This is a genomic window from Sphingomonas citri (assembly GCF_019429485.1).
Taxonomy (GTDB): Bacteria; Pseudomonadota; Alphaproteobacteria; order Sphingomonadales; family Sphingomonadaceae; genus Sphingomonas; species Sphingomonas citri.
In genome coordinates, this window is the sequence record NZ_JAHXZN010000005.1 from 123184 (window position 1) to 149600 (window position 26417).

A 26417-nucleotide genomic window follows, 5' to 3' on the forward strand; every position below is an offset into this window, starting at 1 on the left:
AAGATCGTTAACCCGAGATCGCTAGGGACGGGCAGCAGACTTCCCGGAGGCCCGATGTCCGTTCCTACCTTCTCCGACAAGCTCGCGCGTTTCGGCTTCACGCGCGCCCACTACCGGCTTTTCCCCGCGATCCGGCGCGCGATCGACGCGCACGCCCCCGCCGCCTTGGATCAGCTGTACGATAGGATCCGCGCCGACCCGGCCGCCGCCGCGATGTTCGGCTCGCAGGCCATGATGGACCACGCCCGCGCCAAGCAGCTCGAGCATTGGCAGGCGTTGTTCGGCGGCGAGCCTGACACGCTTTATGAGGCGCGTGCCACGCAGATCGGCCATGTCCACGCGCGGATCGGCCTATCGCCCACCTGGTATATCAGCAGCTACGCCCGCGTGCTCGATCATCTGCTACCGCGGCTGCTGCGCTGGTCGCCGCTGCGCCCGTTCGCGCGCCGCCGCGCCGCCGCGGCGCTGCTGGTGCGCACCGCCTTGCTCGACATGGACGTCGCACTGGCAGCCTACTTCCAGGCCGAGCAGGCCGCGCGCAAGGACGTGACCGACAAGCTCGGTCGGGCACTCGACTCGCTCGCGCGCGGCGACTTCGCCACCCCGCTGGCCGCGCTGCCGGGTGACTATCAGGCACTCGCGAGCGACTTCGAGGCGATGCGGCGGCGCGTCTGCGCCACGTTGGTGGAGGTGACCGGAGCGGCGGGCCGCATCGCCACCGGCTCGGGTGAGATCAACCTCGCCTCCGACGACCTGTCGCGCCGCACCGAGCAGCAGGCGGCCAGCCTGGAAGAGACCGCGGCGGCGATGGAGCAGATCACCGCCACCGTGCGCGAGACGGCGAGCGGCGCGACTCGCGCCAACACGGTGGTGCGCGACACGCGCGCCGAGGCCGAGCAGTCGGGCGACGTGGTGCGCCGTGCGGTCGAGGCGATGGGCGGGATCGAACGCGCCTCGCACGAGATCAGCGACATCATCAGCGTGATCGATGGCATCGCCTTCCAGACCAACCTGCTCGCGCTCAACGCGGGCGTCGAGGCGGCACGCGCGGGCGACGCCGGTAAGGGCTTCGCCGTGGTCGCCTCCGAGGTTCGCGCGCTCGCGCAGCGCTCGGCCGACGCGGCGCGCGACGTCAAGACCAAGATCACCGCCTCCACCGATCAGGTCGATGCCGGTGTCGGGCTCGTCAGCGAGACCGGTCAGGCGCTCGAGCGGATCATCGCTCGGATCGCCGAGATCAGCGCGCTGGTCGGCGCGATCGCGACCTCGGCCGAGCATCAGGCGATCGGGTTGCAACAGGTCAACACGGCCGTCGCCGAGATGGACGGTGTGACTCAGCAGAACGCCGCGATGGTCGAGCAGGCGACCGCCGCCGCGCGCGGGCTGGCGGAGGAGGCGGAAGCACTGACCCGTCGCGTCTCGACCTTCCGGCTGGACGAGGGCGCGTCGGTAACCGTCGAGCGGCAGCCGCAGCCGGCGGCGAGCCAGCGCCGCGCGGCCTGATCGCGGGTCGGCACCGCTGCGGGAGGCGCGGTCGCGGCGACGCTCGGCCGCTCGGCCGCATCGGTCGCGGGACGATGATCCATGGAGCGACGCCCGAGCGGCGCTGAGCGCAGCGACGGTCGATAGCAATCGACGAAGCCCTCTCCGCCGCCCGCCGCTCCACCATCCACTTGGTTCGACCGCCGTCGGTGCGCTCTGCCACTGCGATCCATCATCTCACCGGCATGGTTCGCCTGCGATGTCGCGCCTCCGAGGGCGAGCCGCAGAGTGACGAAGCCGACGCCGACGCGATCGGGATCGCCGCGAGCGCGCCGCGACGTGGTGTTGGGGAAAGGTCTTGGCGCCGCTCACCGGCGAGACGTCGGCACGCACCGTCCGCCGCGCGTTCGATCCTGGCGGAGTGACAATCCGGCGAGCGCGACCAGTCGAGGATCTGCCTCCTCCCCGCACGTCACCATCATCGAGCGAGCGGCGTGCCATCTCCGAGCATCGCTGCACGCGCCCGACCGGGAACGGTCCCGCCCTCCGGAAGAACCATGCAGCAAGAGCGGACCGGCCGCTTGGCTTGCCGGACGCGGACGCGCACTGACGCGCGAGCCGCCTTTGTCTCCTCACATGCTGCGGCGCACAGCTTCGCGTCGCCCCGGCGCGTCCGGAACAACGCACCGCACCACTCGCGACGGTGCTGCCGCGTCACGCTCAGACGACCGCGCTCAGAAGGACGACCAATCGTCCTCCTTCAGCATTGGCCCGCTCTTCGCCACCAGACGGATCGGACCGCGTGGCGGCCGCGAAGCGGCGACGGGGCGTGTTTCGCGCGCCGGCGCGCTCGCCGTTCGCGCGACGCGCGTCGGCCCCGGCGCGGCCGCCTGCTCGATCGTGAAGATCGCGACCGCACCCGCCAGCTGCTCGGCCTCATGCGCGAGCATCTGCGACGCCGCGGTCGATTCCTCCACCATGGCGGCGTTCTGCTGGGTCACCGAGTCCATCTCGGCGATGGCGATATTGACCTGGCCGAGGCTCTGCGCCTGATCGTCGGCCGAGCGCGCGATCGTTCCCATGATCGTACTGACGCTGACCACACGCTCGATGATGCGATCGAGCGCCTTGCCGGTGGCGTCGACCAGTTCGACCCCCGACTGGACGTGCTCGATCGCCGAGAGGATGCGCGACTTCACGTCCGAGGCAGCGTCGGCGGATCGCTGTGCCAGCGCGCGGACCTCGGACGCGACGACCGCGAAGCCCCTGCCGGCGTCACCCGCGCGCGCCGCCTCGACTCCCGCATTCAGCGCCAGCAGGTTGGTCTGGAAGGCGATGCCGTCGATCACGCTGATGATGTCGGCGATCTCGCGGCTCGCCTGATCGATTCCGTTCATCGCCCGCACCGACTGGCGCACCACCGCCCCGCCCTGCTCCGCCTCGCTGCGCGCCTCGGCCATTGCACTGTTCGCGTTGGCGGCGTTGGTCGCGCCGGTGCGCACGGTCGCGGTGATCTCGTCCATCGCCGCGGCGGTCTCGCGCAGGCTGGCGGCCTGCTGCTCGCTCCGCCCGGAGAGCGCGCGCGCCGATTGGCTGATCTCGTCGGCGTTGCGCTTGATCGTGTGGACGCTGCCGCGCACGTTCTTGGTGAGGTCGGACAGCTTGCCGACAGCGTCGTTGAAGTCGTGTGCGATCTGCTCGAACGAGCGCGGCACGTCGGTGAGCCGCGCGGTCAGATCGGCCTGGGCCAGCCGGCGCAGACCCTCGCCGATCGCGGTCATCGCCTGCTCCCGCTCGGTATCCGCGGTCAGCTTGGCACGCGCCGCGTCGCGGAAGACGATCACGGCGCGCGCCATGTCACCCAGCTCGTCGCGCCGATGGGCGGGCACGCTGACGTCGAGTTTGCCATTCGCCAGATCGGCCATCCGTCTGGTGAGCGCGCTGATCGGGCGCGCGATGCTGCGGCTGAGCATCACCGCCAGCACCACCGCGACCGCGATCAGCACCAGTCCGCCGATCACCAGCGCCACGGTCGCGCGGCCGAGCGCGTTCGCCTGCCGCGCGGCGTTGCGCTGCATCGCCTCGGTCTCGCGATCGCGCACGTCGCGCAGCGGCAGGATAGCCGCGCTGGTCAGCACCGCCTTGCCGGCGTCGCGCACCACCTGTTCGGCCGCCTCACGCTTCCCGGCCTTGACCATCGCGACCAGCCGGTCGCTCCAGTCACGACGCCATTTCATCGCCTCGCCGCGCCCGGTCTCGAACAGGCGGTGCTCGGTCGGGTCGGTGAGCATCGGGCCGAGCTCGGCCGCAGCGCGATCATATTCCGTGCGCGCCTCGTCGTAGGATTTGAGGTAGCTCTTCTCGCCGGTGACCAGATAGCCGCGCAGCTGGCTGTTCTCGCGCAGCAGCGAGGTCTCGAGCGTCAGCGCCTTGGCGTAGATCGTCTGCGCGCGGTTGTTGTCCTCGGTCGCGTCGCGGATCATCCAGACGTTCGCGAAGAACACCGCGAGCATCACCGCCGCGGTGCCGATGATGACGAAGAACGACACCGCCAGCTTGCGGGGGATGCTCATTCCCCTGATCATCATAGGATCCCTTCGTCCGCTCGGCCGTGCTGCCTCACTCGGTCGTCCCCTTTTTATGATGCGAGGCGGGGGTCATCCCGCGCGTGACGGCGGGATGACCCAAATTGGTTAAAAATCGAGACGCACGGTCGCCGAAATCGTCCGCCCGGTCAGCGGGCGCGCCCCGACCAGCGGGGTACCTTCGACGCCCTGGCTGTCCGCGGACGGTGACGACGGTGCGTCGAGGCCGCCCAGCGCGACGGTGTCGAAGAGGTTGCTGGCATTGACGATCACGCGCAGTCGACCGGCGGGCCGCACCTCCAGGAACGCGTTGGTGGTGACGAAGGCCGGTATGATCAGCCGGTTCTCCTCCTGCGCGAAGCTCTTGGTCGCGCCGATGAAGGTGGCGCCGAATGCGACTCGCGACAGGTCGATCTCGGGCGAGGCCTGGAATAGCAGTTTGGGCTGCGCCCGCGGCACGTGGCCGTTCAATCTCGGGTTGAGATAGTCCTTGTCGATCTTGGCATCGGTATAGGTAGCTCCGCCGCGCAGACCGATCACGCCGACGTGCAACGAGCCTTCCAGTTCGAGCCCCTTTGCCACATAGTCACGCTGTATCGGCCGATCCCGTATCTGGTCATAATTGTCGTCGAAGGTCGTCGCCCAGAATCCGGTGACGTTGAGCGCGACTGTCTCGCCGCGATACTTCGCGCCTGCTTCGGCCTGGCGGACACTATTCACCGCGGCCGATCCGTCGCGCAGGGAACCGTCGGCGTAGAGCTCGCCATGGAACAGCAGGCGCGTGGCGGGGGTGCGCGCGCCACGGCTGTAGCGCGCGAACACGGCCAGCGGCTCGATCACGCGATAGGTGATGCCGCTCGAGTAGGAGAGATAATGGTAGCGATAGTTGACCGGCGCCGGCGCCAGGACATCGGTCGACTGCACCCTCTCCTCCGGCGTCGACACTTTGCCGTCGCGATTGATGTCGAGTGGGATCTCGGGCAAGCGCCCGGCGCCGTCCGGCCCCCAGGTTCGCCCGACCGCACTCCCTCGATCGTAACGGACGCTGCCGCCGATCGAGATTTTGCCGACCTGGTAGTTGAGCGAGGCGAACGGCGCGTTGATCGCATTGTCCGTCTGCACGGAGCGGCGCAGCGGCGGATCGAAGGCGTTCAGATAGAGGAGCACGCCATGATCGGTGAGGCGCCTTCCGCTGTTCGCTACGACATCAGTCAATGCCGAGTTGCCGTGGCCGCGCAGATCGGTGAGCATCGTCACCCATGCTGAGTCGCGATCGATCGTCTGGCGTGCGGTGTAGAGGCCGCCCGTCACCGTCAGCTCGCCGGTGCCGACATCCAGGAGCCGGCTGATCCGCACTTCATTGGTCACGTCGTCATAGCTGTGGATCGGCAGGTAGAGCATGACGACAGCGGCGCTGAGCCCGTTGCCGTTCAGCGGGTTCGCACGGCTCGAGACGATCGTCCGGCCGCTGAGTGGACCGGAGGCATAGACGGCTCTGCCACCGACGGATCGATCGAACGCCTTGGTGATCTCGTCGACCCCGTCGTTGATCTCGCTATAGGCGCTGGTGAACGGCACCGTGACGACCCCGTCCACGCCCGAGTAGCGCAGCCGTTCCTGCACCAGCCAGCCGCCGAGATCGAACTGCGCCTCGACGCCGACGGCGCGCTCGCGCAGGTGCTGCCCGTCGCGCAGGTCGGCGGAAATCACATTGTTGCGTCGGTCCAGCAGCAGGAAATCGCGCAGATAGCGCGACGCGAGCGCGTCGTGCAGCGCGTCGAAGCCCTTGATCCGGGTCAGCTTCGGCCGGTCCTCCGTGCCGCCGTAGAAGAACGGCACGACGTCGTAGAACGGCGTGCGATCGTTCAGATATTTGCCGTAGAGGCGCACGTGACCGCTGCCCAGATCATGGGTGACGTTGACCTTGAACTGCCCCCCTCTCTGCGCATCATAGCCGGTGCGGCGCGGTCCCTGACCCTGGCGGAAGAAGCCGCCGGCCTGGAAGCGCCAGCCGTCACCGAGCGGACCGCCATAGGTGACGTCCGCGCGCGACGAGCGATAGTCGAGACCGCTGCTGAGCGCGACCGCGCCGCCCTGCACCTCGCCTGTCTTCGAGATGAAATTGATCACGCCGCCGGGCGAGTTCGACGCGAAGGTGGAGGCCGAGCCGCCGCGGATCACCTCGACCTGCGACAGGGTCAGGTCGGTGCGCACGAGATCGATCCCGGCGGCGCCGAAGATGTCACCGAACTCCAGGACGGGAAGGCCGTCCTCCTGTACCTGGATGAACTTTGCGCCGCTCGAGGCGGCGGGCAGGCCGCGTACCGTCAGCGTCCCATTGCCCTCGCCGCCGGCCGCGTCGGAGCGCAGGCCGGGCACGTCGCGGAGCAGATCGCCCACGCCGCGCGCGCCGAGCCGCTCGATATCCTCCTCGTGGAGCACGCTGGTCGAGGTAGCGCTGTCCAGCGGGTCGCGCGCGCGCGCCACGCCGGTGCTCACCGTATCGTTGCTGGGCGCGCTCGGCGGCGCCTCGGCGGTCACCAACGCCGGCACCATCAGCGCCGAAGCGGCTGTCGTGAGAAATAAAAACCGAATGATCCTCACTATCTCTTCTCCCTGAACCGCAGCACCGTGGCGCTTCGCGCATCGGTGGCGACAAAGGAGAGATAGACGGACGGCGAGTTCGCATCTTGGATTGACCGCGAGCAACTTACCCGTTCTGCCTAGATCATGCGACCTTACTCTTCCATTTCATCATGATACGTCGCAGTACGTGCTTAACGAACCACGTAACGATCGCGCCACGTGATCGCGGCGCCATAAGGATGACACGCCGCCAGCACCTGCGCCTCGCCGCCAGGGAAGCTGGTGAGCGTCAGCAACACCGCGGCGCGATCCTCGGTCCACTCGAAGCCGATGCGCACCAGCGGTCGCTCGCGCGTCGCCGCCGCACCGGCGGTGGCGATCACCGCGTCGAGCTCGGCGCGCGCCGGCGCGCCCAGATATTGCGTCACCATCGAGTGCACGATCGCGCGACAGCGGCCCGGCAGCGCCGGCTCGACGAGACGGTCGCCCAGCCATGCCACGGCGTCGCCGCGCTCCACCCGCGGCGGCCACCGTCGTGCCAGCGCCAACGCGCCCTCGAGCCGCCGCGACCGTGCCGACTGATCGACGAAGACGAACGCCATCAGCCGCTCGCACGTGGCGGCATCCGCCGGATCGAGCGGCGCCAGGTCGACGCCGCGCGCCGCGACCAGCTCGACCGGGGCGTCGGGGGGCGGCGGCCCGATCCAATCGGGCGCGATCCGGACAAGCGAGGCGCGGTCGCCCGCCGCGACTCCGCCGAGGTCGTAGGCGTAGCGATGCAGGTTGAGGTTGAGCCCGGCGCTCGCGCCGATCTCGAGCAGCTCGACCGGCAGGTCGAAGCGCGTGCGCACGACCTTGAGCGCGGCGAGGATCGCCGCCGCGCGCCCGACCTCGTTGGTCTGCGGCGTGTGCTGCATCCACTCGGCGATGAAAGCGTCGTGCGCGGCGAGCGCCTCGCCGATCGCGCCGTCGACGTCGCGGTGCTCGCCGCGGTACAGCGCGCCGAGCCGCGCCGGCGTGTCGCGCCGCGCCAGCGCGTGCAGCGCGGCGTTGAAGCGCATCGCCAGCGCCGCGGCGGCACGGTCGCCCGGCCAGCGCGCGAAGACCGCCGCGGTGAGGGGCGCCCGCGCCAGCTGGCGCGCGCCCGACTCGAGTATCATCGCGACCATAGGGGAGCCGATCGCCCGCGCCACCTGCGCCTGACGCCGCAGCTCTCCAGCGTCGGGCTCGAAATCAAGAAGTTGCTCAAACACCCGTCAGTCTATCCACTGGAGCGACAGCGCCGCGCGCGGATCCAAACAGTGCTGGAAAGTGCTTTCCATCCACTTAATCGCGCCGATCTCTTGCCCGACCGCTCCCGGCCGTGCCAGCTCGGCCCCGTTCGCGCAATCGTTCTCGCCGGAACCGTGTTTAACGTCATTTTAGGACGACACGTCCATGAGGAAGTCGGCGCAGCGGCACCGCCCGGGACCAACCCGGTCGTCCGCCGCGCTATATTGGGGGATGGGACAGGTGTCGGCTGGTCCTCGCCGCGGCGAGCGATCGGTCCGACGCGGCCGCCCGCCCGACTGACCAGGAACTCGCGATGGCGTACGTGCTGCCTCCCCGTCTCGACACCGCGGCCGCGCCGCCGCTCCGCGTCGCCTTGAAGAAGCTGGTCGAGCAGGCGCAGTCGCTCACGATCGACGGCAGCGCGGTGGAGCAGATCGGGCAGGCCTGCCTCCAGGTCCTGATCGCCGCGCGCGCTGCCGCGGTCGCCGAGGGGCAGAGCTTCGCCCTGACCGCGGTCAGCATCCCCTTCGCCGACGCCGCCGCGCTCGCCGCGGTCGACCTCTCCGCCGCCTAAGCGCGCGCCGCCCGGTTCACAGGAGCAGACGTCTTGGATCTCGACGCAATCCAGCAGATCTTCTTCCAGGAGTGCGAGGAAGGCCTGGCCGGCATGGAAGGCGCGTTCGCCGCGCTGCGTGCCGAAAATTACGACGCCGAGACGATCAACGGCATCTTCCGCGCGGTTCACTCGATCAAGGGCGGTGCCGGCGCGTTCGGGCACGAGCGGCTCCAGGCCTATACGCATCAATATGAGACGCTGCTCGACCTCCTCCGCAGCGGCGCGCTGACGCTCACCCCGGCGCTCACCAACCTGATCGTCGCCGCCTTCGACATGCTGGCGGACCATGTCGCCGCGGCGCGCGACTCGGGCGAGGCGCCCGACGACGCGGTGATGCTGGCGCGGCTTATCGCGGCCGCGAGCGGCGACGAAGCCGCCGAGATCGCTGCCTCGGCCGCGCCCGCCGCGTCGCCCGTGGCCGAGGACGAGATCTCCTTCACCCCCGCCCCGATCAGCCTGGGCGACGACTTCGACGACCTGATGGCGATGCTGGGCGATGTCGCTCCGGCGGCAGAGTCGAACGCGGACGACGCGTCTACGGTCGCCGGACCGCAGGACTGGCTGGTCACCTTCAAGCCCACTCCCAACGCGCTCGACAACGGCGGCGAGCCGCTGCTGCTGCTGCGCGAGCTGGTCCGCATGGGCGGGCGCGTGCTGTCGTGCGACGTGTCGGCGCTGCCGCCGCTCGCCTCGATCGATCCCGAGGTCTCCTATCTCGCCTGGTCGATCGCAGTGCCGGCGAACGTCGACGAGGACGATATCCGCTCGGTCTTCGAGTTCACCGACGGCTGCGCGGTGACGCTGTCGCGCGGCGCCGCCGCGGAGACCACGACCGACGAACTTGAGACCGCCGTCGCTCCCTCCGCCGCAACGGCCGCCCCCGCGCCCGTCGCGATCGCCGCGCCGACGCCCTCGCCTGCCGCCACGGCGGCGCCCGTCGTCGCGCCGTCCGCGCCGAAGCCGGCGCCGCCCGCGCCCGTCGTCGCCTCGGTCGTTGCGCCCGCGCCGACCGCGGTGGCGCAGACGATCCGGGTGGACCTCGACAAGCTGGACCGGCTCGTCAACCTCGTCGGCGAGCTGGTGATCACCCAGGCGATGCTGGCGCAGCGCCTGTCCGAGAACAACATGGCCGGCATCTCCGAGCTCACCGACCTAGATCACCTGACGCGCGAGCTGCAGGAGTCGACCATGGCGATCCGCGCTCAGCCAATGAAGACCGTGTTCAGCCGCGTGCCGCGCATCATCCGCGAGCTCGAGGGCGAGACCGGCAAGCGCGTCCGCCTCGACATCGAGGGCGAGATGACCGAGGTCGACAAGACCGTGGTCGAGCGGATCGGCGAGCCGCTGACGCACCTCATCCGCAATGCGGTCGACCATGGGCTGGAGACGCCCGAGGAGCGGGTCGCGGCGGGCAAGCCGGCCGAGGGCGTGGTCACGCTGTCGGCGGCGCACCATTCGGGCCGCATCGTCATCACCGTCAGCGACGATGGCCGCGGCATCGACCGCGCGCGCGTCCGCGCCAAGGCGATCGAGCGCGGGATCATCCTGCCCGACGCGGTGCTGAGCGACGAGGAAGTCGACAACCTGATCTTCGCACCGGGCTTCTCCACCGCGGCGACCGTCTCGAACATCTCGGGCCGCGGCGTCGGCATGGACGTAGTGCGCAAGAACGTTCAGGCGCTCGGCGGCCGGATCGGCATCCAGTCCAAGTTCGGTTCGGGATCGAGCTTCTCGCTCAGCCTGCCGCTGACGCTCGCGGTGGTCGACGGCATGATCGTCACCGTCGGCGACCAGACCTTCGTGATCCCGCTCAGCCATATCGTCGAGAGCCTGCGCCCGACCGACGGCGCGGTCACCGCGATCGGCGTCGACGGCGCGGTGCTCGACGTGCGCGGCTCCTACGTGCCGATCTACCCGGTGGCCGAGCAGCTCGGCCTCGGCGGCGGCGAGCGTGACCCCGCCAACGCGGTGCTGATCGTGGTAGAGGCCGATCACGGCCAAGCAGCGCTGCTGGTCGACTCGATCCAGGACCAGCGCCAGGTCGTGGTGAAGAGCCTGGAAGCCAATTACCAGGCGATCGACGGCCTCGCCGGCGCGACCATCCTTGGCGACGGTCGCGTCGCGCTGATCATCGACGTCGACGCGCTGACGGCGCATCGCGTCCGCACGCCGCGACCGGTGCTGGCGCACGCGGCATGATCCCCGCGATTGCCCTGCCCAGCGAGTCGTCGCTCAAGCGCGAGTTCCACTTCGTGCCGGCGGACCATCAGGCGATCGCGCGGATGGTCTATGACGAGCTCGGCATCCTGCTGCCCGACGGCAAGGCGCAGCTGGTCTATGGCCGCGTCGCGCCGCGCGTGCGCGCGTGCAGGCTCGACAGCGTCGGCGCTTACATCAAGCTGATCGAGCAGGACGCGGACGAGCGGCTGCGCATGTTCGACGCGATCACGACGAACCACACCGCCTTCTTCCGCGAGGCACATCATTTCGAGGACTTCGTCGAGCGGCTGTGGCCCAAGCTGTCGCAGCGCGTCCTCGGCGGCGGGCGCGTGCGGCTGTGGTCGGCGGCCTGCTCCAGCGGCGAGGAGCCGTACAGCTGGCTGATGGCGAGCTTCGGCACCGATCGCGGGCTGGCGCAGCGCGTGCTGCGTGCCGACTTCAAGCTGCTCGCCACCGACGTCTCGCCGAGCGTGCTCGCCACCGCGCGCGCCGGCACCTACCCGGCGGCGACGCTGCGCACCGTGCCGCCGGCACTGCGCAGCACCTGGCTGAGCGGTCCGAGCGAGCGCCAGACGGTCGATCCGATGCTGCGCGACGCGATCGCGTTCCGCCCGCTCAACCTGCTCGGCAACTGGCCGATGCGCGGCCGCTTCGACGCGATCTGCTGCCGCAACGTGATGATCTACTTCGACGAACCAACGAAAGCGCGGCTGCAAGCACGGCTCGCTGACCATCTGGAGACGGGGGGCATGCTCTACATCGGCCATTCCGAGCGGCTCGCCGACGAGGTGGCGCACCGCTTCGAGAGCGTCGGGCGCACCGCCTATCTGAAGGTGGCGGCATGAGCGTCCGTACCCTCGTCGTCGACGACTCGCTCACGATGCAGGCGCTGATCCGGCGCACGCTGTCGGTCGACCCGGCGATCGAGGTCGTCGGCACCGCCGCGAGCGCCGAGGAGGCGCGCGCCAAGATCAAGGAGCTCGACCCCGACGTCGTCACGCTCGACATCGAGATGCCGGGCATGAACGGGCTCGACTTTCTCGAGCGACTGATGCGGCTGCGTCCGACCCCGGTGGTCATGCTGTCGACGCTCACCTCGGACGGGGCGGAGGCGAGCATCGCCGCGCTCGAGCTGGGTGCCTTCGAGTGTTTCGACAAGCTCGCCCTCCGTCGCGAAAATGAGGCGATCCGCCTGCCCGCGCTGGTGCGCGCGGCCTCGGGCACGCGCCGTCGGCTCGCGCCCCTGCCGCCCAAGAGCGAGCCGCTCGACGGCGACTATCGGCCGCGCGACAATGCGCTGATCGCGGTCGGCGCGTCGACCGGCGGGGTCGAGGCGCTGATCGAGCTGCTCACCGGCTTCCCGGCCAATTGTCCGCCGACGGTGATCGTCCAGCACATGCCGGCGAGCTTCACCGCCAGCTTCGCCGCGCGGCTCGACCGGCTGTGCCGCCCGAGCGTGGAGGAGGCGCGCGCGGGCGCACCGCTCCAGGTCGGCAAGGTCTATCTCGCGCCGGGCGGTGACCGTCACCTCGAGGTCGCGGGCAGCGGCGGCAAGCGCCACTGCCGCCTGCTCCAGGGCCCCAAGGTGAGCGGGCATCAGCCCTCGGTCGATACCTTGTTCCACTCGGTCGCACGCTGCGCCGGGTCGGACGCGGTGGGCGCGCTGCTCACCGGCATGGGGGCCGACGGGGCCGAGGGCATGCTGGCGATGCGCACGACCGGATCGGTCACGATCGGACAGGACGAGGCCACCAGCGTCGTCTACGGCATGCCCGCGGTGGCGCATCGGATCGGCGCGGTGGTTCAGCAGCTGCCGCTGCGCCGCATCGCGCCGCGGCTGCTGCAAGAGTGCCGCGCATGAACAGCATCACCCTCCGCGACGGCTTCCGTCGCCTCACCGTGGCGCAGGGCGAGACCAAGGTCAGCGACCGCGAGGACGTGGTGCTGACCACCGTTCTGGGTAGCTGCGTCGCCGCCTGCTTCTACGATCCGGTCGCGAAGGTGGGAGGCCTTAACCATTACCTGTTAGCCGAAGGCAATGTGTCCGATCCCGCCTCGATGCAGCGCTACGGTGTCTACGCCATGGAAGTGCTGATCAACGCCATGCTCTCGATGGGCGCGGTACGGTCGCGCATGAAGGCGCGCATCTTCGGCGGCGCGACGATGCGCTCGGGCTTCCGCGACATCGGCGGCGACAACATCGCCTTCGCGCGGCGCTTCCTGCGCGACGAGAAGATCCCGCTGGTCGGCGAGGACGTCGGCGGCAATGGCGCGCGACGGGTCGAGTTCCGCGCCGCACTGGGTCTCGCGCGCTGTCGCGTCGTCACCGAGGGCGCGCCACCGCCGCTGCTGCGAGTCGCCCCCGCCCCCGTTTCCGCGATCGCCCATGTCGGCGACGTCGAGTTCTTCTGATTTCCCGAATTGCCCAGGAGCCCTTTCCCGTGACCAAGACGATCATGACCGTGGACGACTCGCCCAGCATGCGGATGCTGCTGCGCGCGGCGCTGACCGATCTCGGCTACAATGTCGTCGAGGCCGAGGACGGGGTACACGCGCTCGAGACCCTGCAGAATTTCGAGCCCGAGGAAGAGCCCGACCTGCTGATCACCGACATCAACATGCCGCGCATGGACGGTTTCGGGCTGATCGAGCAGGTCCGCGCCGACGGTCGCCGCTCGCTGCCGATCCTGGTGCTCACTACCGAGAGCTCGGAGGAGAAGAAGCAGCGCGCGCGCGACGCCGGCGCCACCGGCTGGATCGTCAAGCCCTTCCACCCCGAGAAGCTCGCCGCCGCGATCCGGCGCGTGCTGCACTGATCTCCAGCATATCCGAGGAGCCATCCATGTCCCGTCAGCTCATCACCTTCCAGCTCGGCGACCAGCATCTGGGCGTCGACATCATGGCGATCCGCGAGATCCGTGCCTGGTCGCCCGCCACGCCGCTGCCCAACGTGCCCAGCCACGTGCGCGGCGTCGTCAACCTGCGCGGCGTGGTGCTGCCGGTGCTCGACCTGCGCCACCGGCTCGGCTGGGGCGTGACCGACCCGACCGCGCGCCACGTCATCATCGTGGTGCGGATCGGCGAGCAGCTCCAGGGCATCATCGTCGACGCGGTGAACGACATCGTCACGGTACAGACCGAGGACATGCAGCCACTGCCCGACATGGGCGACGCGGCCGCGGCGCAGTTCCTCGACGGGCTGGCGACGATCGACCAGCGGCTGATCCTGGTGCTCGCGCTCGAGCGGCTGGTGGAGCGCAGCGTGATGGCGGACGCCGCCTGATCGAAGTGATAAAAGTTACGTTTACGCTTTTCGCCTAGGACGAGGTCATGGCTGGAACGAAAGTATTGGTGGTCGACGATTCGTTGACCATGCGCGCGCTAATCTCGGGCGCGCTGGAGCGGATCCCGGGCGTGGAGGTGGTCGGCATGGCCGATGGCGCGGCCGAGGCGCGCGAGTTGGTCGCCTCGACCTGGCCCGACGTGATGACGCTCGACGTCGAGATGCCGGGGATGAGCGGCCTCGAATATCTCGCCGAGATCATGGACACCAAGCCAATGCCGGTGATCATGTTCTCTACGCGCACCCAGGACGGCGCCGCCGAGTCGATCGAGGCGCTTCGCCTCGGCGCCATCGACTGCTTCCCCAAGCCGCGCGTCGCCGCCCCGGCCGAGCTGGACGCGATCATCGCCAAGCTCGCCAAGCGGCTCAAGGCCGCGAAGAAGGCCGACATCAAGCCCAAGGCGCCGCCGAAGACCGCCAAGGCGCCCCCAATCGACTGGAACGGCCGCCTGCTGCTGGTCGGCGGCGATGCATCGAGCACCAAGTCGATTTTCGATCTCTTCTCGACCTTTCCCGCCAATTGCCCGCCGACGGTGGTGGTGCAGCATCTCGGCCCGGGGCTGGTGGAGAGCATGGCGGAGAAGCTCGCCGAGCAGGTCGCGCCCAAGGTCGTGGTCGCTGCCGACGGGATGAAGCCCGAGCAGGGCACGATCTATCTCGCCCCGCACGGCGACGCGCATCTGGTGATCGACAGCTGGCCCAACGGCACGCTGCGGCTGCTGCCGCGTGACCCGGTCGCCGGCGAGCGCCCCTCGATCTCGCTCTTGTTCGCCTCTGCCGCCAAGGCGGCGGCGAGCAACGCGGTGGGCGTGCTGCTGCTCGATTCCAACGAGGACGGCGCCGGCGGGCTCAAGGCGCTCAACGCGGCGGGCGGCTACGCCTTCTCGCCGTCGGACGAGGGCGGCTACACGCTGGCGCGCGGGATGGTGTCGCAGCCGGTCGCGAACGACGCGCTGGTCACGAGCGTGCTCAAGATGTGTTCGAAATGAGCGCGGGAGCGATCTCACGACCGCTCGCGCTGGCGCTGGCCGAGGAGCTGGTGTTCGCCTCGAACGAACTCAACGAGCTCGCTTATGATCTCGGCAGCAACGGCGAGACCCTGCGCCGCCACATGGCGAGCATCCAGCGGATCGACTATGTCACGCAGATCCAGCTCGCGGTCGCGACACTGCTCCGCGTCGAGGGCGCGTCGGACGCCGACCTCGGCGCGGTGACCCTGCAAGACATGGTCGACCGCCTCCGCTCGACCCTGGCGACGCTCGAGCAGCAAGCGGCCGCGGCCTGACGGGGGCGGCGAGGATCGGATCCTAACCGATCGCGATCACGCGATCGCCGAGCCGCTCGGCCTCACCGCGGTCGTGCGTGACCATCAGGATCGGCACCGCGCGCGTGTCGCGCACCCGCTCGATCGCGCGCGCCGCTTCCTCGCGCCGCACCGGATCGAGCGAGGACAGTGGCTCGTCTAGCAGCAGGAAGGCGGAATCGCTTAGCAGCGCGCGCCCGATCGCCACTCGGCGTGCCTCCCCGCCCGATAAGGTGCGCGGCCAACGGTCTAGCAGGTGACCCACGTCGAGCATCGCCGCCACCTCGGCCAGCCGCGCCGCGTCGCGCGCTCCGTACAGGAGATTGGCGCGCACTCGCCGGTGTGGGAACAGGCGCATGTCCTGAAAGACATAGCCCACGCGACGCCGCTCGGGCGGGAGCTCGATCCCGGCGGCGGAGTCATACAGCGTCCGCCCGCCGACCCGAACATGCCCGCGCACCGGCCCCAGCAGCCCGGCGATCATCTCCAGCACGCTGGTCTTGCCCACGCCCGACGGACCGACGAGCACCGTGAGCCCCTCCCCCACCGCGAAGCGAGCGCCGACAAGGGTGTCGCCCCTTGCCGCGGTGACGTCGATGTCAAAGGACACGGACGCCCCGCCCCGCGCGCCGTACCAGCCATTCCGCCGTCACCAGCGCAGCGAGCGACAGCGCGACCGACGCGGCGGCGAGCCGCCACACCGCCGCCTCGCCGCCCGGCGTCTGCAGCGCCGCGTAGATCGCAAGCGGCAATGTCTGCGTCTCGCCCGGCACGTTGGAGACGAACGTGATGGTGGCGCCGAACTCGCCGATTGAGCGCGCGAAGCCGAGCACCGCCCCCGCCGCGATCCCCGGTGCGGCGAGCGGCAGCGTCACCGTCGCATAGCTGCGCCACCGCCCCGCGCCGAGCGTGCGCGCTGCCTGCTCGAGCCGCCGGTCGACCGCCTCGAGCGACAGCCGGATCGCGCGCACCATCAGCGGCAACGCCATCACCCCCGCCGCGATCGCCGCGCCGCTCCAACGGAACAGCACCGAGACCCCGAACCAGCGTTGGAGTGCGCCGCCGACCGGGCCGGCGGGCGCGAAAGCGAGCAGCAGCAGCCAGCCGGTCACCACCGGCGGCACTACCAGCGGCAGGTGGATCAGCCCGTCGAGCAACACCTTGCCCGGGAAGTGCCAACGCGCCAGCATCCAGGCGAGCGCGAAGGCGAGCGGCAGCGTCGCCAGCGTCGCGGTGCCACCGACCAGCAAGGTCAGCCGCACGATCGCGGCGAGGTCGCTCACCGCGGCGCGAAGCCGCGGCGCGCGAGGATTGCCTGCCCGGCGCGCGACAGAAGGAAGTGGCGAAAGCCCTCGGCCTCGCGCGGTTCCGGGCCGTCGGTGAGGCGCGCCATGGGGTAGACGATCGCCGGGTGGCTCGCCGCGGGGAAGACGCCCGCGACGCGCACCTTCGCAGAGGCACGCGCGTCGGTCGCGTAGACGATGCCGTAGGGCGCCGCCCCGCGCTCCACCAGCGCCAGCGCGGCGCGGACGTTCTCCGCACGAACGATGCGCCCGCTCACCGCGTCCCAGGCGCCGAGCGCGCGCAGCGCGGCCTCGCCGTACTTGCCCGCGGGCACCGCCGCCGGGTCGGCCATCGCCAGCGGCGCGGCACCGAGCCGGCGGGCGAGCGCGGGGCCGCGAGTCGCGCTCACGTCGGGCGTGCCGGGGCGCGCCACCACGACGAGCCGGTTGCGCGCGAGCACCGCGCGCGTACCGGGCACGACCCGGCCGCGGCGCTCGACCTCGTCCATCCAGTCGATGTCGGCCGAGGCGAACAGGTCGGCGCGGCCCCCCGCGGTGATCTGCCGCGCCAGGGCCGAGGAAGCCGCGAAGGAGAGCACCGGCCGCGGGTGCCCCCGCGCGACCCAGGCGTCGGCGGCGTCGTTCATTGCCTCCTGTAGGCTGGCGGCGGCGAGGACGAGCGGCGCGACGCGCTCCTGCGCCAGCGCGGGAGTGGCGAGCAGCAGCAGGAACAGCGAGAGAAGGACACGCATGGGGATGCCATCGCACCGTATCCGTGCGGATACAATAAGCGGGCTCGATCGGTAGTAGCGAACGCGGCGCGGGGAGGTGTGGGCGTTGCACCGAGATTGGCGGTCGTTCCCGCGCTCTCTGGATGAGCTGCGCGCCGGGTTGGTTCGGGCGCGCCCTCACCCACCGCCGTCGTCCCGGACTTGGTCCGGGATCCACCGTGCCGCTTACTCAGCGCGCGTTGCTCTCGCGGGAGGGTGGATCCCGGACCAAGTCCGGGATGACGGACGTGAGGGGCGGATCGTACGTGAGGACGGCGATAGACACTGAAGCATCGCCGCGCGGCGGAGACGATCCCCAGAGTAGCGGCGCCGTTCTTACGCGTCCAGCCAGCGCCGCCCTCCCCTCAGCCCTCGTCGCCCATGCGTAGCGCCGCGATGAACGCTTCCTGCGGGATGCTGACGCTGCCGTATTCGCGCATCTTCAGCTTGCCCTTCTTCTGCTTTTCCAGCAGCTTGCGCTTACGTGTCGCGTCGCCGCCGTAGCATTTGGCGGTGACGTCCTTGCGCATCGCGCTGATCGTCTCGCGCGCGATCACCTTGCCGCCGATCGCCGCCTGGATCGGGATCTTGAACAGATGGCGTGGGATCAGCTCCTTGAGCCGCTCGCACATGCCGCGCCCGCGCACCTCGGCGGTGCCGCGGTGGACGATCATGCTGAGCGCGTCGACCGGCTCCTCGTTGACCAGGATCGACATCTTGACGAGGTCGCCCTCGCGATAGCCGATCTGGTGATAGTCGAAGCTGGCATAGCCCTTCGACAGCGACTTGAGCCGGTCGTAGAAGTCGAACACCACCTCGTTGAGCGGCAGCTCGTACGTCGCCTGCGCGCGCCCGCCGACATAGGTCAGGTTCTTCTGGATACCGCGGCGGTCCTGGCACAGTTTCAGGATCGAGCCGAGATATTCATCGGGGACGTAGATCACCGCCTCGATCCAGGGCTCGCTGATGCTCTCGATCTTGTTGGGGTCGGGCATGTCCGCCGGGTTGTGCAGCTCGACATGCCCGCCACCATGGGTCAGCTCGATCTGATAGACCACCGAGGGCGCGGTGGTGATCAGGTCGAGGTCGTACTCGCGCGTCAGCCGCTCCTGGATGATCTCGAGGTGCAGCAGCCCGAGGAATCCGCAGCGGAAGCCGAAGCCGAGCGCGGCGCTGGTCTCCATCTCGAAGCTGAACGAGGCGTCGTTGAGTCGCAGCTTGGAGATGCTCTCGCGGAGCTTCTCGAAGTCGTTGGCGTCGACCGGGAACAGCCCGCAGAAGACGACCGGCTGGACTTCCTTGAAGCCCGGCAGCGCGGCCGCCGCGGGACGCTTGGCGTCGGTCAGCGTGTCGCCGACGCGCGCCATCGCCACGTCCTTGATCTGCGCGGTGATGAAGCCGATCTCGCCCGGGCCGAGATCGGTGAGCTGCTCGATCTTGGGGCGGAAACAGCCGACGCGGTCGACCAGATGCTGCGTCCCCGCCTGCATGAAGGTGACCTGCTGGCCCTTGCGCAGCGTGCCGTCGATCACGCGCACGAGGATGACGACGCCGAGATACGGGTCGTACCAGCTGTCGACCAGCATCGCCTTGAGCGGCGCGTCGGCATCACCCTTGGGCGGCGGGATCTTGCGGACGATCGCCTCAAGGATGTCGGCGATGCCGATCCCCGACTTGGCGCTGGCGAGCACCGCCTCGGAGGCGTCGAGGCCGATCACGTCCTCGATCTCGGCCCGCACCTTCTCGGGCTCGGCGGCGGGCAGGTCGATCTTGTTGATCACGGGCACGATCTCATGGTCGTGCTCGATCGACTGATAGACGTTGGCGAGCGTCTGCGCCTCGACCCCCTGCGCCGCGTCGACCACCAGCAGCGCGCCCTCGCAGGCGGCGAGGCTGCGGCTGACCTCATAGGCGAAGTCGACGTGGCCCGGCGTGTCCATCAGGTTGAGCGTATAGGTCGCGCCGTCCTGCGCCTTGTACGACAGGCGCACGGTCTGCGCCTTGATCGTGATCCCGCGCTCCTTCTCGATCTCCATGTTGTCGAGCACCTGCTCGCTCATCTCGCGATCGGTGAGCCCGCCGGTGGCCTGGATCAGCCGGTCGGCGAGGGTCGACTTGCCGTGGTCGATATGGGCGATGATCGAGAAATTGCGGATCGTGTCGAGCGGGGTGGCCATGATCCGCGGGTGCCTAGCGCAGCGTGACCGGCCGCGCCAGCCATTCGGCGGGCATGACTCGTCTCAGCCCGCGGCGTGGATCGCGTCGAGCGCGTTGAGGTAGCGGCGGCTCCCCTCGCCGCTCACCAGCGCCCAGCGCACGCCGCGGCGCTCCAGCTCGCGCTTCGACAGATCGAAGAAGCGCTGCCGCGCCGCGCGATTGCCGAACAGCCGCGTGCCGTCGGGCTGCCACGGCAGGTCGATGTCGAACAGCAGGTACAGGTCTGCCACATTGTCCCAGCGCGCGAACCAGGGATCGCGGCGGCCGAACATCATGTCGGCCCAGACCGCGCTCATCAGCGGATCGGTGTCGAGGATCACCGGGTGCGCGCCTGCGTCGACCGCCTTGCGCGCCTTCATGTCCTGCGTGTGCGCGATCACCACCAGGTCGGCCATGGTGAGATCCGTGCCGTAGCGCTCGCAGTAAGTTCGCCCGAACTCGGCGACGCAGACCGAGTCGAACTGCTTGGCGAGCCGCGGCGCCATCGTCGATTTGCCCGTGCTCTCCGGCCCGTGCAGGCAGATCGTGCGCAGCGTCACGCCGGAACCGCCAGCGCCGGCCCGGGGTGGCGGGCCCGGCGCCACTCGATCAGCCCGATCACCGCGAGCGCGAGATACACCAGGTAGAGCGCGGCGAAGAGGTACAGCTGCTTGGCCAGGTAGAGCGGCACCGAGGCGAGATCGACCGCGATCCACAGCCACCAATTCTCGATCTTGCGCCGCGCCATCAGCAGCTGTGCCGCGACGCTGGCCGCGGCGATGCCCGCGTCCCACCAGGGATAGCTCGCGTCGGTGAGCCGGTGCATCGCCGCGCCCCACAGCAATGCCGCCGCGACGATCGCGCCGGCCCAGCCAAACCACGCCGGTGCGCCGAGCCGCTCCACCGTCACCTCGCCCGCGCGCCGTCGCTCGCGCCGCCACGTCGCCCAGCCGTAAAGGTTGGCGACAACGAAGAAGCCCTGGAGCAGCGCGTCCGAGTAGAGCCGCTGCTCGAACACCACCGCGCCCAGCAGCGTCACCGAACCGATCGCGGTTGGAAAGGTCCACACGCTGCGCCGCGCCGCGAGCGCGACACAGGCGATTCCCAGCAGCGTGGCGTCCCACTCGATCAGCGACATGGCACGGTCTTTCCACGCCGGCGCGGCGCCGCCAAGAGGCTTGCGCACCTCCACGTGCAGCAATCGTCGTGGGCGTGCGAATAGCCGCTTGCGCGCCGACGAACCGCTGATATAAGCCGCGCCCTGTCGCCGGCTCGCGCCGGACGGCACCCTGGTCGGGGAATAGCTCAGCCTGGTAGAGCACTGTGTTCGGGACGCAGGGGCCGGAGGTTCGAATCCTCTTTCCCCGACCAATCATCTCCTTGTGAGATCAGCCAAAATCCAGCTTGAACGGGTGGGTCGCGCGATCTTGGCACGGCGCGCGACGTTTCCCGGTGCCGAGCGTTCTCCCCGCATACGCAGGAGGACAGCGATGGACGACCGACGCCAGGCAGAGCCGCAGCCAACCGACGTGAACCGACCCGCCGCCCGCTCCGTCGACTCGCCGGACGAGATGGTGCCGGTGGAGCGATCGGCCGACGTGCAGGAGGCTGAGGCGCATCCGAGCTGAGCGCTGACGTGCTACCATGCTCCACAACGCCGGGCTGACGGCAACGGGAACAAAGCGGGGGCGAACCGGTTGTGCTCCCCACGACGAGCGGCAGATGCCCTGTCCCGTTATGAGGTTAGCCATGAAGAGCACGACGCTGAGCCTATTCCGCACCAAGCCCGCCGCTAGCACGACCAAGCGTATCAACGACGATCCGCGCGCCGGTCTGACGCCGGTCGAGGCGGCGATGCTCGAGCGCGCGGTGAGCGCACGCGCCTGAGCGTCCGATCCCGCCACGTCATCGCGGCCGCGTCATCCCAAGTGGTGGCGCGGCCGTGTCGCGTCAGGCCACGGCGCGCGCGGGGCGGCGTCGCATCCGCCAGCAGGTGCGCGCCACCACGGTGAGCGTGAAGCCGAAACCGATCGCATAGCCGGCAGCGATGATCATCCCGCGTCCCTCCGTTGCACCCGGGTGCGTCGACACAGTTAATCCCACGACAGGGTAAATTTTCTCTCACCAGTGCGCGCGGCACCGATGCCCGGCTGATGCGTACTCACCCCTCACCCATCGAGGAGGCTCGCGTGAGCGGACCCAAGCTATTCGAAACGTTCGAGGTCGGCGGCCTGTCATTGGCGAACCGGATCGTCATCGCGCCGATGTGCCAATATTCGGCCGAGGACGGTTGCATGACCGACTGGCACCTGATTCATCTCGGCCAGCTCGCGCTTTCCGGTGCAGCCTTGCTGACGATCGAGGCCACCGCGGTCGAGCCCGAAGGCCGCATCACCTACGCCGATGTCGGCCTGTGGGACGATGCCACCGAGGCGGCGATGGCGCGCGTGCTCGAGTCGGTGCGGCGCCACTCGGACATGCCGATCGCCATTCAGCTGGCACACGCCGGACGCAAGGCCTCGACCGACCTGCCGTGGCAGGGCGGCAAGCAGCTCGCGCCCGACCATGGCAACGGCTGGCAGACGGTCGCCCCTTCCCCGTTGACCTTCGCCGAGGGTGAGAACCCGCCCGCCGCGCTCGACCGTGACGGGTTGGCGCGGGTGCGCGACGCCTTCGTCGCGGCGACGCGGCGCGCGGCGCGGCTCGGGATCGACGCGGTGCAGCTGCACGGCGCCCACGGCTATCTGCTCCACCAGTTCCTCTCGCCGCTGTCGAACCGTCGCGAAGACGAATATGGCGGCAGCCTGGAGAACCGGCTGCGCTTCCCGCTCGAGGTGTTCGACGCGGTGCGCGCCGCCTTCCCCGCCGATCGCGCGGTGACGATGCGCGTCTCGGGCAGCGACTGGGTCGAGGGCGGCTGGGACGCCGAGCAGACGATCGCCTTCGCCCAGGCACTGGAGGCGCGCGGTTGCGCGGCGATCCACGTCTCCAGCGGCGGCCTTGACCCGCGCCAGGACATCCCGGTCGGACCGAGCTACCAGGTGCCGCTGGCGCGCGCGGTGAAGCAGGCGGTGTCGATCCCGGTCGTCGCGGTCGGGCTGATCACCGACTATGAGCAGGCCGAGGCGATCGTCGGCACCGGCGACGCCGATCTGATCGCGCTGGCGCGGACGATCCTCTACGATCCGCGCTGGCCGTGGCACGCCGCCGCGCATCTCGGCGGGCGCGTCAAGGCGCCCGACCAGTACCTGCGCTCGCAGCCGCGGCAGTATCGCTCACTGTTCGACGTCGAGGGCAGCGCGGAGAGCTGAACGGCGCGCGGGGCGGTATGGTCCGCCCCGCTACGCGCCCCGCGCCCGCGCGTAGATCGAGTCGAGCAGCGCGGCGGTGCGTACGAAATGCTCGGCGCTTTCGTCGAAGCGCGCGCCCGCCGCGAGCCGCTCGGCCCAGTCGACCGCGGCGCGCCCGCCCCAGTCGTCGGGCGGCAGCGCGAGCGTCTCACGCGCGGTGCCGCGGAAATGCTCGGCGGTGAAGTCGTAGAAGGAACCACCGACGTTGCGCAGCGCCGCGCCGCCCTCCGCCCCGTAGAAGGCCGCCTCGATTACCGCGTCCTGCCCGGCGTGCAGCCGCCAGGAACAGGCCAGCCGCAATGTCACGCCGTCGCCGAGCCGCACCGTCGCGACGGCATAATCCTCCACGGCGCCCTCGGTTAAGGGCGCACCGCCGGCGTAGAGCGCGGCGTCGGTCACCTCGGCTTCGGGGAACCCGGTGAGCCACAATGCCAGGTCGGCGAGATGAATGCCGAGGTCCATCACGCAGCCGCCGCCCGCCTGGGCCTTGTCATAGAACCACGGCTTGTCGGGACCATAAGCATTGTGGAAGGTAAGATCGATCGCGAACAGCCGGCCGAGCGCGGCGCGCGACAGCAGCTCGCCGATCTGGCGCACGCCCTCGGTGAAGCGATACGACAGGTCGAGCCCGAGCAGGCGGTCGGCCGCGCGCGCCGCCGCGACCACCGCCGCCGCCTCGCCCACGTCGCGCCCGAGCGGCTTCTGGCAGAACACCGCCGCGCCTGCCTCGAGCGCCTCGATCGACTGGACGGCGTGGAGCGCGCTGGGCGTCGCGATCACCACGCCGTCGAGATCGAGCGCGAGCAGCTCGTCCAGCGACGCCACCGCGCGCAGCCCCGGCGCGAGCGCCAGCGCCTCGCGCAGATTGTCCGCGCCGGGCTCGCACACCGCGACCGGCTCGATGCAGCCGCTCGCGACCATAGCCGCCATGCGGTGGCGCCCGATCCAGCCGGTCCCGAGGAAGCCGACGCGGGGCTTGGCCGCCCTACCCAAGGTCGATCACCGCCTTGACGAAGCCGTGCGGCTTGTCCCGGGTCGCCGCGATTGCGGCATCGAGGTCGCCCAGCGGGTAATGGTGCGTCAGCAGCGGCGCGAGATCGATACGCCCGCTAGCTACCGCCTCGACCGCTTCCTCCAGCCCGCGCCGGTTGACGCGCGGGTCGCGCTCGTGCGCGTTGATCACATCGATCCCTTTCCAGTTCCAGTCCTGCATGTTGACCTGGCGCGGCCCGTCCTGATGGTAGCCGGCCACGATCAGGCGCCCGCCGAAGCCGATGATGGCCGAGGCGAGGTCGAGCGGCCATTGCTTGCCGACCGCCTCGATCACGCGCGCGCACAGCGCCTCGCCGGTGAGCTGTTTGACGCGCTCGATGATGGCCCAGTGATCGTCCATCGCGATTGTTTCGGCGGCGCCGTAGCGGGTCGCCAGCGCGAGCGACTCAGGCCGGCGCGAGATCGCGATCACCCGCGCGCCGGCGTCGCTCGCCAGCTTCGTCAGCACCGCGCCGAGGAATCCGATCCCGACGATCGCCACGGTCTGGCCGGGCTCGATCGCGCTGCGACGGAAGATGTTCATCGCGCACGCCAGCGGCTCGCCCGGGAAGGCGCGCCGGTCGAGCGCGGCCGGGAGCCGCACCAGCTGTTCGACCGCCGCCACGTCGTACGGCGCGAAGCTGTGCCCCGACAGCATCGTCACCCGCTCGCCGAGCGCGACGTCGCCGACGCCCTCGCCCAGCGCGTCGACGACGCCCCAGCCCTCATGCCCCATGCCACCGGGCTCGCTAGGATAGGTCGACCACGGCTGCCCCTCCCACGGCTCGACGTTCGACGCGCACACGCCGCAGCCTTCGAGCCGCACGCGCACCTCGCCCGCGCCCGGCTGCGGCAGCGGTGCCTCGCGCAGCTCGAACCGCCGCGGCGCCACCAACACCGCAGCGTGCATCATGCTTCCATTATCGTACGACAATCGTTGGACTTTCCATGAATGAACCGCGTGATCTCAACGGCGCGCTCGCCGACAACATCCACCGCCTCGCCGAACGCCAGCGCCGGGTAGAGGCGGAGGCGCCATGGTCGGACCGGCTCGCGGGGCGGATCACCGCCTTCACCGGATCGATGACGTTCGTCGCGCTGCACCTGACCTTCTTCGGCGGCTGGATCGTGTGGAACCTGTGGCTGTCGCCCAAGTTCGACCCGACCTTCGTCGTGCTGGCGATGATCGCGTCGGTGGAGGCGATCTTCCTGTCCACCTTCGTCCTCATCAGCCAGAACCGCATGGCCGCGCAGGCGCAGGCGCGCGCCGACCTCGACCTCCACATCAACCTGCTCGCCGAGCACGAACTGTCGCGGCTTACCGCGCTGGTCCGGCGGATCGCCGAGCGGGTCGGGGTCGAGCCGCCGGAGGATACCGCCGAGATCGAGCGCGACGTGCGCGCCGAGGACGTGCTCGACACGCTCGACCGAGTTACGCCAGCGCCGCCTGGCGCGTGACGTCGGCGGGCGCGTAGCGGTCGATCATCCAAGCGCAGAAGTCCGCGAACGCCTGCGGGTCGCGCGCCGCGCTGGTGTGATGCGGCTGGATGCCGAGATGCTCGGGCGTGAAGCAGAAGGTGACCGTGGTGTCGAAGTCGGCGAGCGCCTCCATCTGCCGGTCGAACCAGTCGACCGCGTTGGGGCGAAAACTATCGGCCCAGCTCAGCCCGGTACGCAGCTTCCTCGTCCCCAGCCGCTTCATCCACTTCACCGCATCATCCAGCCGCGGGTCCTCGAAGTGGAACCATTGCATCAGCCCCATCTCGCCCGCCACCTTGGCGTAGCTGTCGAGCGAGGGCTTGGGCGTGCCGTCGGCGCGGATCAGCCCCATGTAGAAGTGGCGGTAGTAGCTCGACCCCTCGGCCTCGCGATGGCGCGTGGTGGCGCCCCATTCCTGCGGCAGGTCGAACAGCGAGTACCAGTAGATCCGCGGCACCCGCCCGATAAGCAGCTCGGCAGTCTTCTCGACGCCGAACACCTGCACCTCTTCCGCGCCGAAGGAGCCGACGCCCACCTCGGTGACCCACACCGGCTTGTCGGTGACCGCCTCGATCTCGGCCACCTTGGCGGGCCAGTCGTGGATCGACCACAGGTTCCAGTCGAGCGGGAAACCGTGCACGGCGAGCACGTCGACCGCGTCGAGGCAGCCATGCGCCTCGAGCCGCTTCACCCACAAGGGATCGATCGGCGACATGCCGCCGAGCACGCGGGTGACGTCGGGGTTGACCGACGCGATCGCCGCGCCGGCGCGCGACACGGTGTCGGCGAAGAGGCTCCAGTCGGGGTCGACCTCGGGGTCCCAGTGCGACTTGTTGTTGGGCTCGTTCCAGATCATCGCGGCTTCGATCACGCGTTCATTCCCCTCGAGCTCATGGCTGC

The 26417-nt window shown here is 69.8% G+C and carries 26 protein-coding genes and 1 tRNA gene; 15 read left to right on the plus strand and 12 right to left on the minus strand.

Going from position 1 to position 26417, the window contains the following annotated elements:
• Window positions 1-54 precede the first annotated feature (54 nt).
• Window positions 55-1503, plus strand: coding sequence for a globin-coupled sensor protein (locus KZ820_RS14655; protein WP_219749353.1), 1449 nt, complete (start codon window positions 55-57; stop codon window positions 1501-1503).
• A 713-nt stretch (window positions 1504-2216) separates the two neighbouring features.
• On the opposite strand, the gene KZ820_RS14660 is transcribed toward KZ820_RS14655, so the two are convergent.
• The 3 genes from KZ820_RS14660 to KZ820_RS14670 all read right to left on the minus strand — a co-directional run bounded on the left by KZ820_RS14660 (window position 2217) and on the right by KZ820_RS14670 (window position 7906).
• Window positions 2217-4055, minus strand: coding sequence for a methyl-accepting chemotaxis protein (locus KZ820_RS14660; protein WP_219749354.1), 1839 nt, complete (start codon window positions 4053-4055; stop codon window positions 2217-2219).
• 120 nt (window positions 4056-4175) lie between these two features.
• Window positions 4176-6671 (minus strand): TonB-dependent receptor, encoded by a 2496-nt coding sequence (locus KZ820_RS14665; RefSeq protein WP_219749355.1) that lies wholly within the window; start codon window positions 6669-6671, stop codon window positions 4176-4178.
• A gap of 173 nt (window positions 6672-6844) precedes the next feature.
• Window positions 6845-7906, minus strand: a complete 1062-nt coding sequence (locus tag KZ820_RS14670) for a DUF2332 domain-containing protein (protein WP_308462237.1) — start codon at window positions 7904-7906, stop codon at window positions 6845-6847.
• 332 nt (window positions 7907-8238) lie between these two features.
• Here KZ820_RS14670 and KZ820_RS14675 point away from each other — a divergent pair, with 332 nt between their 5' ends.
• Genes KZ820_RS14675 through KZ820_RS14715 form a run of 9 tightly spaced genes read left to right on the plus strand, consistent with a single transcriptional unit; the run spans window position 8239 to window position 15389 of the window.
• Window positions 8239-8499: an STAS domain-containing protein gene (locus tag KZ820_RS14675; RefSeq protein ID WP_219749356.1), complete on the plus strand. Its 261-nt coding sequence runs from the start codon at window positions 8239-8241 to the stop codon at window positions 8497-8499.
• Between the two features lie 33 nt (window positions 8500-8532).
• Window positions 8533-10740: a chemotaxis protein CheA gene (locus KZ820_RS14680; protein WP_219749357.1), complete on the plus strand. Its 2208-nt coding sequence runs from the start codon at window positions 8533-8535 to the stop codon at window positions 10738-10740.
• The gene (locus tag KZ820_RS14685) at window positions 10737-11606 is read left to right on the plus strand and encodes a CheR family methyltransferase (RefSeq protein ID WP_219749358.1); all 870 of its coding nucleotides are present in this window, start codon (window positions 10737-10739) and stop codon (window positions 11604-11606) included. Before KZ820_RS14680 ends, KZ820_RS14685 begins: the two co-directional genes overlap by 4 nt.
• Window positions 11603-12622 carry a protein-glutamate methylesterase/protein-glutamine glutaminase gene (locus KZ820_RS14690; protein ID WP_219749359.1) on the plus strand — a complete coding sequence of 340 codons (1020 nt, stop codon included), beginning with the start codon at window positions 11603-11605 and terminating at the stop codon, window positions 12620-12622. Before KZ820_RS14685 ends, KZ820_RS14690 begins: the two co-directional genes overlap by 4 nt.
• Window positions 12619-13173 (plus strand): chemotaxis protein CheD, encoded by a 555-nt coding sequence (locus KZ820_RS14695; protein ID WP_183919787.1) that lies wholly within the window; start codon window positions 12619-12621, stop codon window positions 13171-13173. Before KZ820_RS14690 ends, KZ820_RS14695 begins: the two co-directional genes overlap by 4 nt.
• A 29-nt stretch (window positions 13174-13202) precedes the next feature.
• Complete coding sequence (locus tag KZ820_RS14700; RefSeq protein WP_183919785.1) at window positions 13203-13577, plus strand: response regulator; 375 nt, start codon at window positions 13203-13205, stop codon at window positions 13575-13577.
• 26 nt (window positions 13578-13603) lie between these two features.
• On the plus strand, window positions 13604-14044 hold the full coding sequence (locus tag KZ820_RS14705) for a chemotaxis protein CheW (RefSeq protein ID WP_132907593.1): 441 nt from the start codon (window positions 13604-13606) through the stop codon (window positions 14042-14044).
• Between the two features lie 47 nt (window positions 14045-14091).
• Window positions 14092-15093, plus strand: a complete 1002-nt coding sequence (locus KZ820_RS14710) for a chemotaxis protein CheB (RefSeq protein WP_219749360.1) — start codon at window positions 14092-14094, stop codon at window positions 15091-15093.
• Window positions 15090-15389, plus strand: coding sequence for a hypothetical protein (locus tag KZ820_RS14715; protein WP_183919781.1), 300 nt, complete (start codon window positions 15090-15092; stop codon window positions 15387-15389). The genes KZ820_RS14710 and KZ820_RS14715 overlap by 4 nt, the downstream gene beginning before the upstream one ends.
• A gap of 22 nt (window positions 15390-15411) precedes the next feature.
• Here KZ820_RS14715 and KZ820_RS14720 read toward each other — a convergent pair whose 3' ends face one another.
• From KZ820_RS14720 to pnuC, 6 genes are all read right to left on the minus strand, one after another.
• Window positions 15412-16017 carry an ATP-binding cassette domain-containing protein gene (locus KZ820_RS14720; protein ID WP_219749361.1) on the minus strand — a complete coding sequence of 202 codons (606 nt, stop codon included), beginning with the start codon at window positions 16015-16017 and terminating at the stop codon, window positions 15412-15414.
• Window positions 16007-16690, minus strand: a complete 684-nt coding sequence (modB, locus tag KZ820_RS14725) for a molybdate ABC transporter permease subunit (protein WP_219749362.1) — start codon at window positions 16688-16690, stop codon at window positions 16007-16009. The genes KZ820_RS14720 and modB overlap by 11 nt, the downstream gene beginning before the upstream one ends.
• Window positions 16687-17442 carry a molybdate ABC transporter substrate-binding protein gene (gene modA / locus KZ820_RS14730; protein WP_219749363.1) on the minus strand — a complete coding sequence of 252 codons (756 nt, stop codon included), beginning with the start codon at window positions 17440-17442 and terminating at the stop codon, window positions 16687-16689. Before modA ends, modB begins: the two co-directional genes overlap by 4 nt.
• Before the next feature lie 383 nt (window positions 17443-17825).
• Window positions 17826-19637, minus strand: a complete 1812-nt coding sequence (lepA, locus tag KZ820_RS14735; protein WP_219749364.1) for a translation elongation factor 4 — start codon at window positions 19635-19637, stop codon at window positions 17826-17828.
• A 63-nt stretch (window positions 19638-19700) separates the two neighbouring features.
• Window positions 19701-20216, minus strand: coding sequence for an AAA family ATPase (locus tag KZ820_RS14740; protein ID WP_219749365.1), 516 nt, complete (start codon window positions 20214-20216; stop codon window positions 19701-19703).
• Window positions 20213-20794, minus strand: coding sequence for a nicotinamide riboside transporter PnuC (gene pnuC / locus KZ820_RS14745; protein ID WP_219749366.1), 582 nt, complete (start codon window positions 20792-20794; stop codon window positions 20213-20215). The genes KZ820_RS14740 and pnuC overlap by 4 nt, the downstream gene beginning before the upstream one ends.
• 156 nt (window positions 20795-20950) lie before the next feature.
• Between pnuC and KZ820_RS14750 the strand changes: the two genes are divergently transcribed.
• From KZ820_RS14750 to KZ820_RS14765, 4 genes are all read left to right on the plus strand, one after another.
• A tRNA-Pro gene (locus tag KZ820_RS14750) sits at window positions 20951-21027 on the plus strand.
• A gap of 119 nt (window positions 21028-21146) precedes the next feature.
• Entirely contained in the window at window positions 21147-21284 is a 138-nt protein-coding gene (locus KZ820_RS14755; RefSeq protein WP_219749367.1) for a hypothetical protein, read from the plus strand.
• Window positions 21285-21405: 121 nt separating this feature from the next.
• Window positions 21406-21543 carry a hypothetical protein gene (locus tag KZ820_RS14760; protein ID WP_219749368.1) on the plus strand — a complete coding sequence of 46 codons (138 nt, stop codon included), beginning with the start codon at window positions 21406-21408 and terminating at the stop codon, window positions 21541-21543.
• A 302-nt stretch (window positions 21544-21845) separates the two neighbouring features.
• On the plus strand, window positions 21846-22967 hold the full coding sequence (locus tag KZ820_RS14765; RefSeq protein WP_219749369.1) for an NADH:flavin oxidoreductase/NADH oxidase: 1122 nt from the start codon (window positions 21846-21848) through the stop codon (window positions 22965-22967).
• 30 nt (window positions 22968-22997) lie between these two features.
• Here the strand turns inward: KZ820_RS14765 and KZ820_RS14770 are convergent, their stop codons facing one another.
• Entirely contained in the window at window positions 22998-23999 is a 1002-nt protein-coding gene (locus KZ820_RS14770; RefSeq protein ID WP_258048215.1) for a Gfo/Idh/MocA family protein, read from the minus strand.
• On the minus strand, window positions 23992-24951 hold the full coding sequence (locus KZ820_RS14775; RefSeq protein ID WP_219749371.1) for an MDR/zinc-dependent alcohol dehydrogenase-like family protein: 960 nt from the start codon (window positions 24949-24951) through the stop codon (window positions 23992-23994). The genes KZ820_RS14770 and KZ820_RS14775 overlap by 8 nt, the downstream gene beginning before the upstream one ends.
• Window positions 24952-24986: 35 nt before the next feature.
• Here KZ820_RS14775 and KZ820_RS14780 point away from each other — a divergent pair, with 35 nt between their 5' ends.
• Entirely contained in the window at window positions 24987-25496 is a 510-nt protein-coding gene (locus KZ820_RS14780) for a DUF1003 domain-containing protein (RefSeq protein ID WP_219749372.1), read from the plus strand.
• Here KZ820_RS14780 and KZ820_RS14785 read toward each other — a convergent pair.
• Complete coding sequence (locus KZ820_RS14785) at window positions 25471-26388, minus strand: glycosyl hydrolase (protein ID WP_219749373.1); 918 nt, start codon at window positions 26386-26388, stop codon at window positions 25471-25473. The two genes, KZ820_RS14780 and KZ820_RS14785, sit on opposite strands and share 26 nt — an antisense overlap.
• Window positions 26389-26417: the final 29 nt, after the last annotated feature.

What these genes read in the sequence shown, in the direction of transcription:
- KZ820_RS14760 (WP_219749368.1), top strand. Translation starts at nt 21,406, where the DNA reads ATGAAGAGCACGACGCTGAGCCTATTCCGCACCAAGCCCGCCGCTAGC.
- KZ820_RS14780 (WP_219749372.1), top strand. Translation starts at nt 24,987, where the DNA reads ATGAATGAACCGCGTGATCTCAACGGCGCGCTCGCCGACAACATCCAC.
- KZ820_RS14685 (WP_219749358.1), top strand. Translation starts at nt 10,737, where the DNA reads ATGATCCCCGCGATTGCCCTGCCCAGCGAGTCGTCGCTCAAGCGCGAG.
- KZ820_RS14775 (WP_219749371.1), bottom strand. Translation starts at nt 24,951, where the DNA reads ATGATGCACGCTGCGGTGTTGGTGGCGCCGCGGCGGTTCGAGCTGCGC.
- pnuC (WP_219749366.1), bottom strand. Translation starts at nt 20,794, where the DNA reads ATGTCGCTGATCGAGTGGGACGCCACGCTGCTGGGAATCGCCTGTGTC.
- KZ820_RS14660 (WP_219749354.1), bottom strand. Translation starts at nt 4,055, where the DNA reads ATGAGCATCCCCCGCAAGCTGGCGGTGTCGTTCTTCGTCATCATCGGC.
- KZ820_RS14695 (WP_183919787.1), top strand. Translation starts at nt 12,619, where the DNA reads ATGAACAGCATCACCCTCCGCGACGGCTTCCGTCGCCTCACCGTGGCG.
- KZ820_RS14755 (WP_219749367.1), top strand. Translation starts at nt 21,147, where the DNA reads ATGGACGACCGACGCCAGGCAGAGCCGCAGCCAACCGACGTGAACCGA.
- KZ820_RS14715 (WP_183919781.1), top strand. Translation starts at nt 15,090, where the DNA reads ATGAGCGCGGGAGCGATCTCACGACCGCTCGCGCTGGCGCTGGCCGAG.
- KZ820_RS14705 (WP_132907593.1), top strand. Translation starts at nt 13,604, where the DNA reads ATGTCCCGTCAGCTCATCACCTTCCAGCTCGGCGACCAGCATCTGGGC.
- KZ820_RS14710 (WP_219749360.1), top strand. Translation starts at nt 14,092, where the DNA reads ATGGCTGGAACGAAAGTATTGGTGGTCGACGATTCGTTGACCATGCGC.
- lepA (WP_219749364.1), bottom strand. Translation starts at nt 19,637, where the DNA reads ATGGCCACCCCGCTCGACACGATCCGCAATTTCTCGATCATCGCCCAT.
- KZ820_RS14675 (WP_219749356.1), top strand. Translation starts at nt 8,239, where the DNA reads ATGGCGTACGTGCTGCCTCCCCGTCTCGACACCGCGGCCGCGCCGCCG.
- modA (WP_219749363.1), bottom strand. Translation starts at nt 17,442, where the DNA reads ATGCGTGTCCTTCTCTCGCTGTTCCTGCTGCTGCTCGCCACTCCCGCG.
- KZ820_RS14690 (WP_219749359.1), top strand. Translation starts at nt 11,603, where the DNA reads ATGAGCGTCCGTACCCTCGTCGTCGACGACTCGCTCACGATGCAGGCG.
- KZ820_RS14655 (WP_219749353.1), top strand. Translation starts at nt 55, where the DNA reads ATGTCCGTTCCTACCTTCTCCGACAAGCTCGCGCGTTTCGGCTTCACG.